The organism is Actinacidiphila glaucinigra, assembly GCF_900188405.1.
Classification (GTDB): domain Bacteria; phylum Actinomycetota; class Actinomycetes; order Streptomycetales; family Streptomycetaceae; genus Actinacidiphila; species Actinacidiphila glaucinigra.
Genome location: NZ_FZOF01000007.1, coordinates 146,906 through 163,363, shown reverse-complemented (window position 1 = coordinate 163,363; position 16,458 = coordinate 146,906). Strand labels below are relative to the sequence as shown.

The window sequence follows — 16,458 nt, the reverse complement described above, 5'->3', positions numbered from 1 at the left end:
CGTCCGCGACTGCGGACGTATCTGCGCTGAGGGCGTACCGGTACATGCCGTCGATGATCGGGCACACTCCGGCCGTTGGTCGAACGATTTTCCGGCGGCTGCGCCGCGGCCCCGTGAGCCGGCACCGCAAGCGACCCGGTGGTCTTCGGCCAGTACGCCGACGCCCTGCTCGCCCGGCACCGGAACACCCGGCACGGCGTCATGCGGGCGCTGGGCGAGGGGTTCACGGCGACGGCGCTGGTGCCCGCCGGGCGGGCCGGCGTGGACGCCGACTGGCCGGCCCCGGCGCCGGACGGCGCGCTGCGGGACGTCCCGGTGCCCTGGCCGCGGGACGACACATGGGACATCCCGCTGCGGGAGACGACGCGGAAAGCCGGCCCGCTTCATGCCCCGCTGACGCGGGCGAGGACATAGACGCGCCGGGTCTCCGCCTCCTGCGGGTACGGGGCCCGCTCCATCCTCGCCTCGGTCACGAACCCGGCCCCGGCCAGCGCCGCGGAGACCGTCGCGGCCTCGTGGAAGTGGAAGTCGACGTCGACCTCGCGCCCCCACCACCGCGTCACCCGCCGGGTCTCCTGACCGGTGTGGAAGGCCACGAGCGCCCGGCCGGAGGGCCGCAGCACACGCCGCATCTCGCCGAAGGCGGCGCCCAGTTCATCCGGCGTCAGGTGGATCACCGAGTACAGGGCGACGACCGCCGCGAACTCGCCGTCCGCCGCCGGGAGACGGAGCAGGTCGCCCTCGCGGAAGTCCGCCGCGGGGTGCTCGCGGCGGGCGAGCGCGACCATCCCCGGCGACAGGTCGATCCCCACGGCCCGCACCCCCCGCGCCGCGAGCCACGCCGTGACGTGGCCGGGGCCGCAGCCCAGGTCCGCCACGGGCCCGTCCGCGGCCTGTTCGGCCAGGGCGGCCAGCAGGGCCCGGTCCAGGGGCTTGTGGGCCAGCTCGTCGCCGATGCGCTCCCGGTACTCCTCGGCCACGGTGTCGTAGCTGCGGCGCGCACGGCTCCGCCCGTCGGTCCCGTTCACAGGTGCTTGCCCGCCTCTCGTACCGACAGCGGCGACAGCCGCTCCCCCGCCTCCGCGAGGAACTCCCGGACGGCGCCCGGATCGGTGCGGGCGTACTCGCGCAGCGCCCAGCCGATCGCCTTGCGGATGAAGAAGTCCCGGTGGTCCGCCTGCCGCAGGCAGTAGCGGAACAGCCGCCCGGGATCGGTGTCCGCCTTGTACGTCAGCTGGTGCAGCAGCGCGGTGCGGGCGAGCCAGAGGTCCTCGTCCTCGATCCACTCGTCCATCGCGCCCACCAGGGCGGGGTCGGCGGCGACGAGCCGTCCGACGACGTGCGCGGCGAGCAGGTCGACGGTGTCCCACCACGGCTCGGTCGTGATCAGGTGCCGGGCCGTGGCGAGGAAGTCCGAGGAGCAGCGCCCCACGTGGCGGCGGAGGTAGTCCACGGCGAAGTAGCGGTACTCCCGTTCGGGGAGCGCCCAGCAACGCAGGCCGACGGCCGTGCAGTCGGCCTCGTCCGGGCGCGGTGTGCCGGTGAGCACGGCGCGGGACAGGGTACGACGGGCGGGCGTGGCGATGCCGAGGAACGGGAACGCATCCCGCATGTACGCCGCCGCCGAGGCGGCCCGCACGGGGTCGGCGGCGGCCCCGTACGCCGAGGTCAGGCGCGGCAGCACGAGGTCCGCGAGGGCGCTGTCCGGAACGACCGGGGCGGGAGGGGGCATGGCCCCACGGTACGCGGCGGCACCGGAGCGTCATCCTCCTCCGCTAGGCTCGCGGGATGTCCGAGGTCACCGCCCTCTCCCGCCCGCGCCCGGCGTCGTGGGCCCGGCTGGCGCTGCTGGTCGTCCTCCTGTCCGGGGCCGCCGCCTCGGTGCTGGTCTGGGAGCCGCAGCGGCTGCTCGCGCACGGCTGGCCCGCCCAACTCACGGGCGCCGCCGCCGTGGTGCTCTTCGCCGCGGGCTACGGGCTGTGCGCCCTCGCCTTCGTGCCGCGCCCGCTGCTCAACGTCGGCGCCGGGGCGCTCTTCGGCGCCCAGGCCGGACTGCCCGCGGCCCTCGCCGGCACGGTGCTCGGCGCCGGTCTCGCCTTCGTGCTGGGCCGCATCCTCGGGCGGGACGCGCTGCGTCCGCTGCTGCGCGGACGGGTGCTGCTCGCCGCGGACCGCCAGCTCAGCGAGCACGGCTTCCGCACGATGCTGGCGATGCGGCTCTTCCCCGGCGTGCCCTTCGCGGCGGCCAACTACAGCGCGGCGCTCTCGCGGATGCGCCTCGCGCCCTTCCTGCTGGCCACGGCGCTGGGCAGTGTGCCGAACACGGGGGCCTACGTCATCGCCGGCAGCCGCGCCACGACGCCGACGTCACCGGTCTTCCTCGTCGCGATGGGTTTCATCGCGGTCACCGGCCTCGCCGCCGTCGTCGTCGCGGCCCGCACCCGCCGCAAGCGGTGACCCGGGCTGGGAGGCTCCGCCTCCCAGCAGGGAGGGAGCCGGTCGTGGCACCGGTGCCGCCTCCCGGCCCATGATCGGCACGCGGACTCCGGCGCGGGGCACTCCGGCGCCGGGTCATCCGGCACGGGCCGGCACCCGGCCGGACGGGTCCCGCACATCCGTCGTCGCCGAGGAGTTGCGCTGTGCACCGGACGTTCTTCATCACCGCCGTCGGCAGCGGCCTGGGCCGTGCCTTCGCCCAGGAGGCGCTGGCCGCCGGGCACCGGGTGATCGGCACCGTCCGCAGGCCGGACCAGGTCGCCGAATTCGAGGCCCTCGCCCCCGGCCGCGCCACCGGCAGGGTCCTGGACGTCACCGACGAGGACGCCGTCGTCGCGGTGGTCGACGAGGCCGAGCGGAACGTCGGCCCCATCGAGGTGCTGATCAGCAATGCCGGCTACGGCCTGGAGGGGACCGTCGAGGAGTCCTCCATGGGCGATCTGCGGCGCCAGTTCGACGTCAACGTCTTCGGCAGCGTCGCGGTCATCAAGGCCGTGCTGCCCCACATGCGCCGGCGCCGCGGCGGCCACATCTTCTCGGTGTCGTCCATGGCGGGCCTGACCGCACTGCCGGGCGTCGCCTTCTACGGGGCGAGCAAGTTCGCCATGGAGGGCGTCACCGCGTCCCTGGCCCAGGAGGTCGCGGGCTTCGGCATCCGCGTCACCTCCCTGGCGCTCGGCTCGTTCCGTACCGACTGGGCCGGCCGCTCGATGGTCCGCGCGCCGTCCCCGACTACGACGCCCTCTTCGAACCGATCCGCGCCGCCCGCCGGGCCAAGAGCGGCAAGCAGACCGGCGACCCGGCCCGCGCCGCCCGGGCCCTGCTCCGGGTCCTGGAGTCCGACGACCCGCCCGTGCACCTCGTTCTCGGTACCGACGCCCTGCGCCTGGTCGAGCAGGGGCAGCGGCGCCTGGCCGGCGACCTCGCCGCGTGGACCGAGGTGACGGCGTCCACCGACTTCCCCGCGAACCCGTGACCCGGTGATCCGCCGCCCGGCACCCCGGGGCGGCGTTGATCACGCCCCGCCGGGGTCCGGGTTCGCCGCGGCACCCAGAGCGTGCCAGGCGTGGCTGCATCCTTCGGTGCAGTAACGCGCCCGCCTGCGCTCGTCGGCAACCGCGAGCAGCGCGATCAGCAGACGGAAGGCCTTGACCCGCTCGTCCTGGGGCAGGTTGACGATTTTCGTCAGCTGCTCGGGGAGTCGGCCCCGGGTCAGAAGCACGGCCGGTGTGTGGGTCGGCCGGATGCCGGCCCGGTCGACGCTCTCCTCACCGTCCTCTCGGGTGGCGCGTGCCTGGAGGCAGTACCCGGCCAGGTCCCGGAGGACCTCGAACTGCTCGTCCGCGCTCAAGCCCGCGAACCATGCCACGCCAAGGGGCAAGGGGCGCAACCCCTGGGCCAGTTCGTTGAGGATGACCTCGCGCTCGTTCACTCCGCCCCCAGAGCCCGCTCCGCTGCTGCGTTCCACCAGCATCGAACCGGATCGCGGAGCAGATGCGGGCGCCGGGGGCCCACGGCCGGTGAACCGTGCCGGCCCGGCCCGCGCACGACCGGCGGGAGTTCGCCGTCGGCGACCTGGTGTGGTGGCCTGTTTCACAGCCTTCGCGCGCCATGCGCCGCGGCGTCCGCGAATATGTGGCCGCGTGGCCTTTCCCCGGACGAAGAACGTGGCGTGGACCTTCTTTTCCGCGCCTTTTTCCAGGTGTTCCGGCGTGGGCGTGCCGTGGAGGGCGAGCACGACATTTCCGCACACGAAGGTCCGGGGCGGGGCCGTGGCTCCCGACGCTCCCGAACGCGCTCGAGCGTTGGGCCAAGGCCGCCGGTGACCGGGCCGCCGGAATTCGGGAACGGATGAAATGGCCGGTGAATTTCTCGAGGCTCATGACCACGAAAGACGGACGGGCACCCGGGAACTCGGCGGCGGGCGGCGGGATTTCCCGTTCCGAAAGAACGATGCGCTCCCGGGCGCCCCTATACTTTGGTATAGAAGTCTGCCGATTCGGCCCGAATTTTTGTTGCGAGCCGGGAAGGGCGCTTACGGTTGCCTGCGTGATCGATGTGAGACGGGCCCTGCACGGGCACCCGGTGCTCGCGGACGCGGGCGTGGTGGTCGGTGCCGCCGCACTGACGGTCGTCGTCATGCGGGCCGAACTATGGGGCGCGCACGTGTACCCGCGACTGTCCAGCGGCGCGTTCCTCAGTCCGCTGATGCCGACCCTGTGGGCGGTCCGTGGAGCGGTGGTCCCCCTGCTGGCCTGCGTGTCCCTGTTCTGGCGCAGACGGCAGCCGGTGGCCCTGGCGCTGGCCCTCGTGGCGTCGGCGGTCGTCTGGCCCGTGGTCGTACCGCTGCTGGTGGCGCTGTTCACCGTTGCCGCCGCCTGCCCCCTGCGGACCACGCTCAGGGTCAGTTGCGTGGCGCTGCTGCCGGTACCGGCGCAGCTCGTGCTCGCCCCGTACTCGGGACCCCTCACCTCCGCGGAGACCGTGTCCGCCGTGGCGTCCGTGGGCGGCGCCGTCGGCTGGGGCCTGTACCTGGCCGGGGTGCGGGAGCGGGCGGCGCGGGCGGAGCGGGAGGCGGATCTGAAGGCCGAGCAGGCCCGCCAGCACGCCCGGGAGGAGATCGCCCGGGAGATGCACGACGTGCTGGCCCACCGGCTGACGCTGCTCAGCGTGCACGCGGGGGCCCTGGAGTTCCATCCCACCGCGTCGCCCGCCCAGATCGCCGAGGCCGCCGGGGTGATCCGGCAGAGCGCCGGCCAGGCCCTGGAGGACCTCCAGGACGTGCTGCGCGTCCTGCGCACCCCCACGGTCAACCCGCACGCCGAGCCGCCGCAGCCCGCCGTCGCCGACCTGGACCGGCTGGTCGAGGAGTCCCGCGCGGCCGGCGCGACCGTGGAGGTGCACCGGGACACGGAGGACCTGGCGACCATGGACCCCGCCACGAGCCGGGCCGCGTACCGCATCCTGCAGGAGGCCCTCACCAACCACCGCAAGCACGCGCCGGAGGGCCCGCTGCGGCTGTCGCTGACCGGCGGGGCACGGGACGGGCTGACCATCACGGCGGGCAACCCGGTGCGGCAGGACCGCCCCGAGCGTCCCGAAGGCACCGGCCAGGGGCTGGTCGGGATGAACGAGAGGGCGGCCCTGGCCGGGGGCAGCATGCGCCGTACCCTCACACCCACCGACTTCGCCCTGGAGATCTGGCTGCCATGGAGCAGGTGACCCGTGTCCTGATCGTGGACGACGACCCCCTGGTGCGCTCGGGCCTGCGCATGATGCTGTCCGGCGCGGAGGACATCGAGGTGGTCGCCGAGGCGGCGGACGGTACGGAGGTCCTGCCGCTGGTCGACGCGCACCGGCCCGACCTCGTGCTGATGGACATCCGGATGCCGCGGATGGACGGTCTGAGGGCCACCGCCGAACTGCGGCGCGGGCCGCGGCCGCCCGAGGTGCTGATCCTGACCACGTTCACCACGGACGGCTACGTCCTGGAGGCGTTGCGGGCCGGGGCCGCGGGCTACGTCCTCAAGCACACGCCCCCGGCCCAGATCGTCGCCGCGGTGCGGAACGTCGTGGCGGGCGAACCGGTCCTGTCACCGGCCGCCGTCAAGCAGCTCATCGGCGCCGTGACCGACGGCGGCGAGGAAGCCGCGGGCGCGCGCCCCGACGACCGGGGCGGGGCGGAGCGGCTGCTCGGCCTCCTGGGGGGCCGGGAGCGGGAGGTGGCGCTCGCGGTGGCGCTGGGCAGGACCAACGCCGAGATCTCGGCGTCGCTCTACATGAGCGTTCCCACGGTGAAGTCGCACGTCTCGCACATCCTCACCAAGCTCGACCTGAACAACCGGGTCCAGATCGCCCTGGTGGTGTACCGGGCGGGCCTGGTCTGACGGCGGGTCCGACGGCGGATCAGTCCGCCTGTCGCAGGCCCGCGACGAGGAGGCCGACCAGGCGGCGCGCGTCGTAGCGGGGGTCGCTGTCCGCGCCGATGCAGAGGTTCCCGACGCCGCGCATCAGCGCGTACGCCTCCACGTCGGAGCGGATCTCCCCGGAAGCGGCGGCTGCGTCCAGCAGTTCGGCGCACACGGGCAGGAGGCGGTCGAGGAAGTAGGCGTGCAGCGCCTCGAAGCCGGCGTTGTCGGACTGCAGCACTGCGGCGAGCCCGTGCTTGGTGACCAGGAAGTCGACGAAGAGGTCGATCCACCGCGCCAGCGCGGTGTGCGGGGTCGCGCCGCCCGCCAGCAGCGCGGGGCCGGCCTCGGCGCAGGCGTCGACCTGGTGCCGGTAGACGGCGATGATCAGATCGGCCCGGGTCGGGAAGTGGCGGTAGATCGTGCCCGTCCCGACGCCGGCGCGGGCCGCGATGTCGCGCACCGGGGCCTCCACGCCCGACGCGACGAAGGCCGCCGCGGCGGCCTCCAGCAGGCTCTCCTCGTTGCGCCGGGCGTCCGCCCGCCTGGGCCGCTCCACCACCGTGCCGCTCCTTCCACGATCCGTCCTTGCGAAACGGAACCGCGTTCCGTATCGTTAACGGAACAAGGTTCCGCTTCCTCATGATGCCAGGGCGCACGCCCCGGGACCAAGTCGTGCGCGCTTGTGCCGCGCAGTGCCACCACACCCCACCCGCAAGGGAGAACTCCGTCATGCAGTACCGCACCCTCGGCCGCACCGGCGTGCAGGTCGGTTCCCTCGCGCTCGGCGCGATGAACTTCGGCAGCATCGGGCGCACCACCCAGGACGAGGCGACCGCCCTCGTCGACGCCGCCCTCGAGGCCGGGATCAACGTCATCGACACCGCGGACATGTACGGCGCCGGCGAGTCGGAGGAGATGGTCGGCAAGGCCCTCGCCGGCCGCCGCGACGACGTCGTGCTGGCCACGAAGGCCGCCATGCCGATGGGCGACGGGCTCAACCAACGCGGCGGTTCGCGCCGCTGGCTGGTCACGGCCCTGGAGAACAGCCTGCGCCGGCTCGGCGTCGACCACGTCGACCTCTACCAGATCCACCGGTGGGACCCGGCGACCGGCGACGAGGAGACCCTGTCGGCGCTGACCGACCTGCAACGCGCCGGCAAGATCCGCTACTTCGGCTCCTCCACCTTCCCCGCGTACCGGATCGTGCAGGCCCAGTGGGCCGCCCGCGAGCACCACCTGGGCCGGTACGTCACCGAACAGCCCGGCTACTCCATCCTGCAGCGCGGCGCCGAGACCCATGTGCTGCCGGTGACCGAGGAGTACGGCCTCGGCGTGCTGGCATGGAGCCCGCTCGCCTCGGGCTGGCTGTCCGGCGCGATCCGCGAGGGCCGGGAGATCACCACCAGCCGCTCCGCGTTCATGCCGGAACGCTTCGACACCGCGCTCCCCGCCAACCGGGCCAGGCTCGACGCCGTGGAACGGCTCGCCGCGCTCGCCGACGAGGCCGGCCTGACCATGGTCCAGCTCGCCCTCGGCTTCGTGACGGCGCACCCCGCCGTGACCGCCGCGATCATCGGCCCCCGCACGCCGGAGCACCTGCGGGCACACCTCGCCGCGGCGGACACCGTGCTCACCGCGGACGTGCTGGACGCGATCGACGCGATCGTCGCACCCGGCCTCGACCTCGCCCCGCACGAGAAGTTCGACACCCCGCCGGCCCTGCTCGACCCGTCCCTGCGCCGCCGGCACCGCGCCTGACGCGCCCCGGCCCGGACCGGCCGAGCGGGCGGCCGGTCCGGACGGCCGGTCCGGTGCGCCGGTCAGCCCTGGGTGACGCCGGGCCAGTCGGCGTAGCGGATGCGGGAGATCTCCAGGACCTCGCCGGTCGTGCCCCACTCGTCCTTGCCGAGGCGGGCCAGCGGGCGGAGCCTGCGGACGTCGGGGTGGCCCTCGACCATCGCGGCCTCGGAGACGGCGGCGTGGACGACGCGGCCGAAGACCACGGTCGAGTCGCCGAGGGTCACCGTGCTGTGGAGTTCGCACTCCAGGGCGACCGGCGAGGCGGCGACCCGGGGCGGCTTGACCGCGCGGCTGGGCTCGCGGGCGATGCCGACCGCGTCGAACTCGCTGACGCCGCGCGGGAAGTCGGTGCCGGTGGCGTTGATCTGCTCGAAGAGGTGCTCGGGGGCGAGGTTGACCACGAACTGCCGGGTCTCCTCGATGTTGCGCAGCGAGTCCTTCCGCCCCACCGAGGTGAACTGCACGACCGGCGGGCTGACGCACGCCACGGTGAAGAAGGAGTGCGGTGCGAGGTTGGCCGTCCCCGCCTCGCTGAGCGTCGAGACCCAGGCGATGGGGCGCGGGACGACCACCGAGGTCAGGAGCTTGTAGAACGGGGTCCGGCCCATGGCCTCGGGATCGAAGTCGATACGCATGGCGCCCAGTATCCCGGTCGCCGCCGGCGCCCGGTCACCAGGACACCTCGCGGATGGTCGCCTTGCTCTGCGGGGTGGTGGTGGCGACGATCTCGGAGCGGTGCCGGTCGCCGGAGAAGGTCACCGTCAGCTGCTGCGCCCCGTCGCGCCGGGTGGAGACGGTGAACCCGCTGGCGGGCACGGCGGAGACGAGGCAGACGGCGTCCGCCCCGAAGCGCACCGCGGCCTGGCCGCCCTGGGACTGCAGGGTGTGGACCCCGGCGCCGCCGGTCCCGCAGTCGACGGGCGTGGCGGACGGACGGGGAGCGCGGGTGGGGGGCGCGGTGGTGGCCGGCCGGACCGGGGTCCGGGTGGGCCGGCGGACGGTGGTGGGGGTGGCGGCCGGAGTGGGGGTGCGCCTCGCGGCGGGGGACGCCGGCGCCGAGCGCGAGGGGGAGGGCTTCGCGGCGGACGGGGCGGCGGTGGCGAGCGCGCTCTCGGGGACGTCCCGCGCGACGGGCGGCGTCGGGCGCGTCGAGCCCACCACGAAGCCCACGGTGAGCATGACCGCGGTCACGCTGACCGCGGTGCACGAGAGCCATATGACGACGTAGCGCAGGTACCGGGGCACCCCGCCATCTTTCCCGACCGGCTACTGTCCCTCCACATGGCATCCGTACTCCTGGTCGAGGACGACCCCGCGATACGCGCGAGGCTGGTCGAGGTGCTGACCGCGCACGGCCACATGGTGCACAGCTCGGCCTACGGCTTCGAGGCGTTGCGGCAGGCCGCGCAGCGTCCACCGGACGCCGTGGTGCTCGACCTCGGGCTGCCGGACCTGGACGGGGTGGACGTGCTGCGGATGCTGCGCGGCATCTCACGGGTCCCGGTCCTCGTCACCACCGCGCGGGACGACGACAGCGAGGTGATCCGGCTGCTGAACGCGGGTGCCGACGACTATCTGGTGAAGCCGTTCTCCGGGGGCCAGTTGGTGGCCCGGCTGACGGCGGTGCTGCGCCGTTCGGCGATGGCGCCCGCGCAGCCCCAGGGCCCGGCGGCCCCGGAGGGCACCGCCGGCGCGCTCCGGGTGGGCGGTCTGCTGATCGACGTACCGGCCCGGGCGGCGTACCACGACGGGCGGGAACTGCGGCTGACGCGCCGCGAGTTCGACCTGCTCGTCTATCTGGCGGAGCACGTGGACCGCGTGGTGGCGCGCAGCCGCATCCTCGCGGACGTGTGGCAGCAGGCCTATGTGGAGGACCAGACGATCGACGTCCATCTGTCGGCGCTGCGCCGCAAGCTGGGCGAGCGGGCCTCGCAGCCGCGCTACCTGCACACCGTCCGGGGCGTCGGCATCAAGCTGGTGACGCCGCGATGAGACGCGCCCTGGCGGGGGTTGCGCTGGCGGTGACGTCGATGGTGGCGCTGTCCTTCCTGATCCCGCTGGCGCTGCTGGTGCAGTCCGAGGCCCGTACCCGGGCGACCACGGTCGCCGAGCAGCGGGCCGCGGCGCTGGCGCCGGTGCTCGCCCTCACCACCCGTCCCGCGGACGTCCAGCAGGCGGTGGCCGGGCTGGACTCGGGGGACCACCTGAGCGTGCGGCTGCCCGACGGTCAGCTGGTGGGGACGGTGCACGCCTCCCAGGAGGCCCTGGACCGGGCGGCCGACGGGCGCCGGACCATGGCCTCGGACACCTCCGCCGGCTGGGTCTACCTCCAGCCGGTGATCCTGGCCCGGGACCGGGTGGCGGTGGTGGAGGCGTTCGTCCCCCGTGCCGACCTGGACCGCGGGGTGAAGGCGTCCTGGGCGATGATGGCGCTGCTGGCGCTGGGCCTGGTGGCGGGGTCGGTGCTGGTCGCGGACCGGCTGGGCGCGCGTGTGGTGCGCGCCTCCCAGGGCCTGTCCCGCGCGTCGCGCTCGCTGGGCGCCGGGGAACTCGGCATCCGGGTCGAGCCCGCCGGGCCGCCGGAACTGCAGGAGGCCGGCGCGGCGTTCAACACGATGGCGGACCGGGTGGTCGAACTGCTCGCCATGGAACGGGAGCTGGTCGCGGACCTCTCGCACCGCCTGCGGACCCCGCTGACCCGTCTGCAGCTGGAGGCCGAGCGGATCGCCGCCGAGGTCCCCGGATACCGGGGTGAGGACCTGGAGGCCGCGATCGCGCACCTGGAGAGCGAGCTGGACTCGATCATCGACGCGGCCCGCACACCGCTGTCGGCATCGCCCGAACGCCCGGGCCGCCCGCAGGAGTGCGACGCGTCGGCCGTGGTGCGCGCCAGGGTCGAGTTCTGGTCCGTCCTGGCGGCGCAGCAGGGGCGGGAGTGCCGCCTCGAGGCCGCCGGCGAGGCGACCGCGGTCCCGCTCGGCGAGGACGACCTCGCCGTGGTCGTCGACGCGTTGATCGGCAACGTGTTCCGGCACACCCCGCAGGGCACGGCGCTGGCGGTGACGGTGGAGCGGGCCGACCGGGCGGTGCTGCTCACGGTGGACGACGCGGGGCCGGGGATCGGCGATCCGGACACCGCCCGGGCCCGCGGAGTGAGCGTCGGCGGCTCCACGGGCCTCGGTCTGGACATCGTGCAGCGGGCTGCGTCCGCCGCCGGCGGCGGCATGGAGATCACCGGGGGCCCGATGGGCGGCGCGAGGGTGCGGGTGACGCTCGGGCTCGCCGGCGGGCCGCCTGTGGGGGGAAGGAAAGCGGCCCGACGCGCGAGGCGTCACCCGCACCCGGCCTGAGGCCGACCGGCCGCCCCAGCTGACCGGCCGGTCGGCTGTTCAGCGGGGCGTGCCGAAGTCCTGGGTCCACCAGGGACCGTTGGACGACGTGTTCACGCCGACTCCGATCTGCTCGAAGCTGCAGTTGAGGATGTTCGCCCGGTGTCCCTCGCTGTTCATCCAGGCGTCCATCACGTCGGCGGCGGTCCGCTGGCCCACGGCTATGTTCTCGCCGAGCGTCGACCACTGGTATCCGGCCGCCTCGACGCGCCCGGCCATGGTGGACCCGTCGGGCCCGGTGTGGGAGAGCACGCCCGAGCGAGCCATCACGTCCGTGTAGTCCTGGGCGGCCTCGGTGAGCCGCTCCTCGAGCGTCACCGGACGGCATCCGGCCGAGGCCCGTTCCTCGTTGACCAGCCGGACGATCTGCTCGACCACCGAGTCCTCGCCGTCGTCGGACCGCGGGGGCTGCGCGGCGATCGTCGTCTTGGCCGGTGAAGGGGTCACCGTGCGCGTGGGCGTGGCGGAGGGCCGGGGTGTGCGGGTGGGCCGCGAGGTCGGCTTGCGCCGCTCCGGGGTGGCGGAAGCGCTGGGGCTCGCGCTCGTCGGGCTCGCGCTCGCGGTCTCCGGGCGCGCGTCGGACGCGACGGGCTCGTCGCTCTCCCGGTCGCCGGCCGCCAGCGACGCCTTGTCCTTGCCGGCGTTGTTCCCGAACTGCGCACCGGCCCCGACCAGGGCGCCCGCGGCGACCGTCGCCACCGCGGCGGCCAGCGGCCAGGACCGCGCCGAGGGGGCGCGGCGGGCGCGGGGTCGTTTCCTGTGGGAACTCATGCGCGGGGTACCTCCGGACGACGGGAACTCCACCGGGCACGTCCGAACGTGACGTGCCGGGCACTGTGACCCTAGGCGCCCCGGGCGGAGAACTCCCCGGTCGGGAGCGGATCTTCAAGAACACATAAGGCTGCGCTCAGGTACGACCGCGGTTCCACGGGCCTTTTCCGCCGGGGTGTGGGCACCGTCACACAGGCCCGCGATGGGTGTCAGCACCCATACCGGCCCGGTTCGCCCGGATGAAAGGATGAGGATCCACAGGGGGCGAATCGGACAAGGAACCGGGCGGCGGCGTGCCGTCCGTGAAGGGAATCGAGCTGTGCCTGCTCCGCGGATGAGCACGACACCATTGCCGGGCATCGGTGTCCGGTACGACCTCACCACGCGGGACCGGCGCCATCTGTCGGTGGTCGCCCACCGCGACGGATCGCGGACGGTGAACGTGTACCGCGCCGACGACCCGGACGCGTGCGCGCAGTCGCTGCGGCTGACCGGGCCCGAGGCGACGTCGCTGATCGACGCGCTGATGCCGACGCACCACAGCCCGAACCTGCTGCACACCACCGACCTCGGCCTGGTCGCCGAGCGGATCGAACTGCCCGTCACCTCGCACTGGAACGGCCGCCTGCTCGGCGAGACGCGGATGCGCACGGACACCGGCGCCTCCATCGTCGCGGTGCTGCGCAGGGCCGACGCGATCCCCTCCCCCGCACCGGACTTCCGCCTGTCGGGCGGCGACACGCTGATCGTGATCGGCACCCGTGAGGGTGTCGAGGCCGCCGCCGCGATACTCGGGCGGGAGTGAACCCTTGCACTCCGCGGTCTTCCTCATCGAATTCGGCGCCATCATCCTCGGTCTGGGCCTGCTCGGCAGATTCGCCGGACGGTTGCGCTTCTCCCCCATCCCTCTCTACCTGCTGGCCGGTCTCGCCTTCGGCGAGGGCGGGATCCTCCCGCTGGGCACCAGCGAGGAGTTCGTGGCGATCGGCGCCGAGATCGGCGTCATCCTGCTGCTGTTGATGCTCGGCCTGGAGTACACCGCCAGCGACCTGATCGGGAACCTGAAGACGCAGTACCCGTCTGGCCTGGTCGACCTCGCGCTCAACGCCCTGCCCGGCGCGGTCGCGGCGCTGCTGCTCGGCTGGGGCCCGGTGGCCGCGGTCGTACTGGCGGGTGTGACGTGGATCTCCTCGTCCGGGGTCATCGCCAAGGTACTGGGCGACCTCGGACGGCTCGGCAACCGCGAGACGCCGGTCATCCTGAGCATCCTGGTCCTGGAGGACCTGGCGATGGCGGTGTACCTGCCGATCCTCACCGCCCTGCTGGCCGGGGTCGGCTGGGCGGCGGGCAGTGTGACGCTGGCGGTGGCGCTGGGCGCCGCCGGCCTGGTGCTGCTGCTCGCGGTCCGCTTCGGGCGCGTGATCTCCCGGTTCGTCTCCAGCGACGACCCGGAGAAGCTGCTGCTCGTCGTGCTGGGCCTGACGCTGCTGGTGGCGGGCATCGCCCAGCAGTTGCAGGTGTCGGCGGCGGTGGGCGCGTTCCTGGTCGGCATCGCGCTGTCCGGGGAGGTCGCCGAGGGCGCGCACTCGCTGCTGAGTCCGCTGCGGGACCTGTTCGCGGCCGTGTTCTTCGTCTTCTTCGGTCTGCACACCGACCCGGCCAGCATCCCGCCGGTCCTGCTGCCGGCACTGGCGCTGGCGGTCGTCACCGCCCTGACGAAGATCGCCACCGGTTACTGGGCGGCCCGGCGTGCCGGGGTCGCGGTGCGCGGCAGGTGGCGGGCGGGCGGGGCACTCGTCGCACGCGGCGAGTTCTCCATCGTCATCGCGGGACTGGGGGTCACGGCGGGCATCGAGCCCGCGCTGGGCCCGCTGGCCACGGCGTACGTGCTGCTGCTCGTGGTCTTCGGCCCGCTGACGGCCCGCTACACCGAGCCGCTGGCCCGCGCCCTGACCCGGCGCCGCGCCCCGGCGCGCAAGAGCGGGGCCGAGCTGGAGCGGACCCCGTCCCCCGTCGCCGGGGACTGACCCGGCCCCGCGGCGGGCACCCGCTGCCGATCGTCACCCGGAGAGGAGGCCCTGGGCCGTGTCGCTGTTCTGGCGGATCTTCCTGCTCAACGCCGTCGTGCTGATGGTGGCGACGATGCTGCTGCTGGGGCCGGTCACGGTCTCCTCCCCGGTCCTGCCCGCCGAGGCCGCGGTGGTCGTGGCGGGCCTGGTCGCGATGCTGGTCGCCAACGCCGTGCTGCTCCGGGTCGGGCTGGCGCCGCTGCGCCGGCTGACCCGGGCCATGGCCGCGGCGGACCTGCTGCGGCCGGGGAGCCGGCCGGCGGCCACCGGGCACGGCGAGATCACCGAGCTCATCACGACGTTCAACACCATGCTCGACCGGCTGGAGAGCGAGCAGGCCGCCGGCAGCGCCCGTGTGCTGTCCGGTCAGGAGGCCGAGCGCCAGCGCATCGCCCAGGAACTCCACGACGAGGTCGGGCAGACGCTCACCGCCGTGCTGCTCCAGCTCAAGCACGTCAGCGAACTGGCGCCCGGCCCGCTGCGCGAGGAACTGCACCAGGTCCGGGAGACCACCCGCGGGAGCCTGGAGGAGATCCGCCGCATCGCGCGCCGGCTGCGGCCCGGGGTCCTGGAGGAACTCGGGCTGCACAGCGCACTGCGTGCGCTGACCGCGGAGTTCACCTCCCCGGCACTGGCGGTGGGGCTCCGCCTCGATCCCGGTCTGCCCGCCCTGGACGAGCAGACCGAGCTGGTCCTGTACCGGGTCGCGCAGGAGGGCCTGACCAACACCGCGCGCCACGCGGGCGCGGGCCGGGTGGACCTCCGGCTGGAACGCACCGCCGGCGGTGCGCGCCTGACCGTCCGCGACGACGGCAAGGGCCTGGGCGCCGCCCCGGAGGGCGCGGGGATCCGGGGGATGCGTGAACGCGCCCTGCTGGTCTCGGCGCGGCTCACGCTCGGTCCCGGACCCGGCGGCGGCACCGAGGTGCGGCTCGACGTACCCGTACGCGAGGAGGACCGCTGACCGTGCCCGAGGCGGCGAAGACCCGTATCCTGCTCGCCGACGACCACGCGCTGGTGCGCCGCGGCGTGCGGATGATCCTCGACGACGAACCGGACCTGACCGTCGTCGCGGAGGCCGGGGACGGCGCCGAGGCGATCGAGCAGGCCCGCGCCCACGAACTCGACCTGGCCGTCCTCGACATCGCCATGCCCCGCCTCACCGGGCTGCAGGCGGCCCGCGAACTGTCCCGGCTGCGGCCCGGTCTGCGCATCCTCATGCTGACGATGCACGACAACGAGCAGTTCTTCTTCGAGGCCCTGCGCGCCGGGGCCAGCGGCTACGTTCCTAAGTCCGTCGCCGACCGCGACCTGGTGGAGGCCTGCCGGGCGGCGGTGCGCGACGAGCCGTTCATCTACCCGGGTGCGGTCACCGCGCTGGTGCGCAACCTCCTGGAACGCGCCCGGCAGGGCGAGCCGCTGCCCGCGCGGGCCGTCACCGACCGGGAGGAGGAGATCCTCAAACTGGTCGCCGAGGGCCACACCTCCAAGGAGATCGGCGACATCCTCTTCATCAGCGCCAAGACGGTCGAGCGCCACCGTGCCAACATCCTCCAGAAGCTGGGCCTGCGCGACCGGCTGGAACTCACCCGGTACGCGATCCGGGCCGGGCTGATCGAACCGTGAGCGGAGGAACGATGGGCGGCTGGGGCAGCGGCAACTTCGACGAGGACACGGCGGCGGACCATCTGTCGCTGATCACCGGGCGGCTGGTCCGCGAGGTCGAGGACGCCGTGGCCGGCGCCCCGGGGACGCTGGAGCCCGACGAGTACTGGGGCGTGGCCGTGCCCTGCAACGTGGAGCTGCTGCACCTGCTCGCCTCCCGGGGCTGGGCGGGCGCGGTGCTCCCCGCCGCGGCGAGGGTCCGGGAGTGGAAGGCGGCCCTCCTCGCCGCGTGGGACGGGGCGATCGACGACCTGGAGCCCTCGCCGGAGTACCGCGCGGAGCGGCGGAAGGTCCTCGTCGCCACCTTCGACGCGCTGGCGGAACTCGCCGAGCGCGGGGCGTAGTCGTGACCGGGCG

General features: G+C 74.1%; 19 protein-coding genes and 1 pseudogene. 13 read left to right on the top strand and 7 right to left on the bottom strand.

The window, feature by feature from the left end:
- Positions 1-138 precede the first annotated feature (138 nt).
- Entirely contained in the window at positions 139-414 is a 276-nt protein-coding gene (locus tag CHF15_RS16715; RefSeq protein ID WP_089224602.1) for a DUF6086 family protein, read from the top strand.
- Here CHF15_RS16715 and CHF15_RS16710 read toward each other — a convergent pair.
- The gene (locus CHF15_RS16710) at positions 384-1,028 is read right to left on the bottom strand and encodes a class I SAM-dependent methyltransferase (protein WP_089224601.1); all 645 of its coding nucleotides are present in this window, start codon (positions 1,026-1,028) and stop codon (positions 384-386) included. The genes CHF15_RS16715 and CHF15_RS16710 overlap by 31 nt on opposite strands.
- Positions 1,025-1,732, bottom strand: coding sequence for a DNA alkylation repair protein (locus tag CHF15_RS16705; RefSeq protein ID WP_089224600.1), 708 nt, complete (start codon positions 1,730-1,732; stop codon positions 1,025-1,027). The genes CHF15_RS16710 and CHF15_RS16705 overlap by 4 nt, the downstream gene beginning before the upstream one ends.
- Positions 1,733-1,788: 56 nt before the next feature.
- On the opposite strand from CHF15_RS16705, the gene CHF15_RS16700 reads away from it, so the two are divergent.
- Together CHF15_RS16700 and CHF15_RS16695 are read left to right on the top strand one after the other, a co-directional pair.
- Entirely contained in the window at positions 1,789-2,457 is a 669-nt protein-coding gene (locus CHF15_RS16700) for a TVP38/TMEM64 family protein (RefSeq protein ID WP_089224599.1), read from the top strand.
- Between the two features lie 182 nt (positions 2,458-2,639).
- Positions 2,640-3,472: pseudogene (locus CHF15_RS16695) on the top strand (oxidoreductase).
- Positions 3,473-3,511: 39 nt separating this feature from the next.
- Here CHF15_RS16695 and CHF15_RS16690 read toward each other — a convergent pair.
- Positions 3,512-3,928 (bottom strand): DUF5958 family protein, encoded by a 417-nt coding sequence (locus CHF15_RS16690; protein WP_089224598.1) that lies wholly within the window; start codon positions 3,926-3,928, stop codon positions 3,512-3,514.
- 617 nt (positions 3,929-4,545) lie between these two features.
- Here CHF15_RS16690 and CHF15_RS16685 point away from each other — a divergent pair.
- Positions 4,546-5,718 carry a sensor histidine kinase gene (locus CHF15_RS16685; protein WP_089224597.1) on the top strand — a complete coding sequence of 391 codons (1,173 nt, stop codon included), beginning with the start codon at positions 4,546-4,548 and terminating at the stop codon, positions 5,716-5,718.
- Entirely contained in the window at positions 5,706-6,383 is a 678-nt protein-coding gene (locus CHF15_RS16680; protein ID WP_089224596.1) for a response regulator transcription factor, read from the top strand. The genes CHF15_RS16685 and CHF15_RS16680 overlap by 13 nt, the downstream gene beginning before the upstream one ends.
- 19 nt (positions 6,384-6,402) lie before the next feature.
- On the opposite strand, the gene CHF15_RS16675 is transcribed toward CHF15_RS16680, so the two are convergent.
- Positions 6,403-6,966 carry a TetR/AcrR family transcriptional regulator gene (locus CHF15_RS16675; RefSeq protein WP_089224595.1) on the bottom strand — a complete coding sequence of 188 codons (564 nt, stop codon included), beginning with the start codon at positions 6,964-6,966 and terminating at the stop codon, positions 6,403-6,405.
- Positions 6,967-7,136: 170 nt separating this feature from the next.
- On the opposite strand from CHF15_RS16675, the gene CHF15_RS16670 reads away from it, so the two are divergent.
- Positions 7,137-8,165: an aldo/keto reductase gene (locus tag CHF15_RS16670; protein WP_089224594.1), complete on the top strand. Its 1,029-nt coding sequence runs from the start codon at positions 7,137-7,139 to the stop codon at positions 8,163-8,165.
- 62 nt (positions 8,166-8,227) lie between these two features.
- Here the strand turns inward: CHF15_RS16670 and CHF15_RS16665 are convergent, their stop codons facing one another.
- Positions 8,228-8,842, bottom strand: a complete 615-nt coding sequence (locus CHF15_RS16665) for a flavin reductase family protein (protein ID WP_089224593.1) — start codon at positions 8,840-8,842, stop codon at positions 8,228-8,230.
- Between the two features lie 34 nt (positions 8,843-8,876).
- Positions 8,877-9,452, bottom strand: a complete 576-nt coding sequence (locus tag CHF15_RS45730; RefSeq protein WP_245938871.1) for a hypothetical protein — start codon at positions 9,450-9,452, stop codon at positions 8,877-8,879.
- 36 nt (positions 9,453-9,488) lie between these two features.
- On the opposite strand from CHF15_RS45730, the gene CHF15_RS16650 reads away from it, so the two are divergent.
- A complete protein-coding gene (locus tag CHF15_RS16650; protein ID WP_089224592.1) occupies positions 9,489-10,199 on the top strand; it encodes a response regulator transcription factor in 711 nt (236 codons plus the stop codon).
- Positions 10,196-11,557 carry a sensor histidine kinase gene (locus CHF15_RS16645; protein WP_089224591.1) on the top strand — a complete coding sequence of 454 codons (1,362 nt, stop codon included), beginning with the start codon at positions 10,196-10,198 and terminating at the stop codon, positions 11,555-11,557. The genes CHF15_RS16650 and CHF15_RS16645 overlap by 4 nt, the downstream gene beginning before the upstream one ends.
- Positions 11,558-11,596: 39 nt before the next feature.
- On the opposite strand, the gene CHF15_RS16640 is transcribed toward CHF15_RS16645, so the two are convergent.
- Positions 11,597-12,367, bottom strand: coding sequence for a CAP domain-containing protein (locus CHF15_RS16640; RefSeq protein ID WP_089224590.1), 771 nt, complete (start codon positions 12,365-12,367; stop codon positions 11,597-11,599).
- Positions 12,368-12,701: 334 nt separating this feature from the next.
- Here CHF15_RS16640 and CHF15_RS16635 point away from each other — a divergent pair, with 334 nt between their 5' ends.
- Genes CHF15_RS16635 through CHF15_RS16615 form a run of 5 tightly spaced genes read left to right on the top strand, consistent with a single transcriptional unit; the run spans position 12,702 to position 16,445 of the window.
- Entirely contained in the window at positions 12,702-13,172 is a 471-nt protein-coding gene (locus CHF15_RS16635; RefSeq protein ID WP_179279831.1) for a cation:proton antiporter regulatory subunit, read from the top strand.
- A 4-nt stretch (positions 13,173-13,176) separates the two neighbouring features.
- Positions 13,177-14,394, top strand: a complete 1,218-nt coding sequence (locus tag CHF15_RS16630; RefSeq protein WP_089224588.1) for a cation:proton antiporter — start codon at positions 13,177-13,179, stop codon at positions 14,392-14,394.
- Between the two features lie 58 nt (positions 14,395-14,452).
- Positions 14,453-15,400, top strand: coding sequence for a sensor histidine kinase (locus CHF15_RS16625; RefSeq protein WP_089224587.1), 948 nt, complete (start codon positions 14,453-14,455; stop codon positions 15,398-15,400).
- A gap of 2 nt (positions 15,401-15,402) precedes the next feature.
- Positions 15,403-16,062, top strand: a complete 660-nt coding sequence (locus CHF15_RS16620; RefSeq protein WP_089224586.1) for a response regulator — start codon at positions 15,403-15,405, stop codon at positions 16,060-16,062.
- Positions 16,059-16,445, top strand: a complete 387-nt coding sequence (locus CHF15_RS16615) for a DUF4259 domain-containing protein (protein WP_322975684.1) — start codon at positions 16,059-16,061, stop codon at positions 16,443-16,445. Before CHF15_RS16620 ends, CHF15_RS16615 begins: the two co-directional genes overlap by 4 nt.
- The last annotated feature ends 13 nt before the right edge of the window (positions 16,446-16,458 follow it).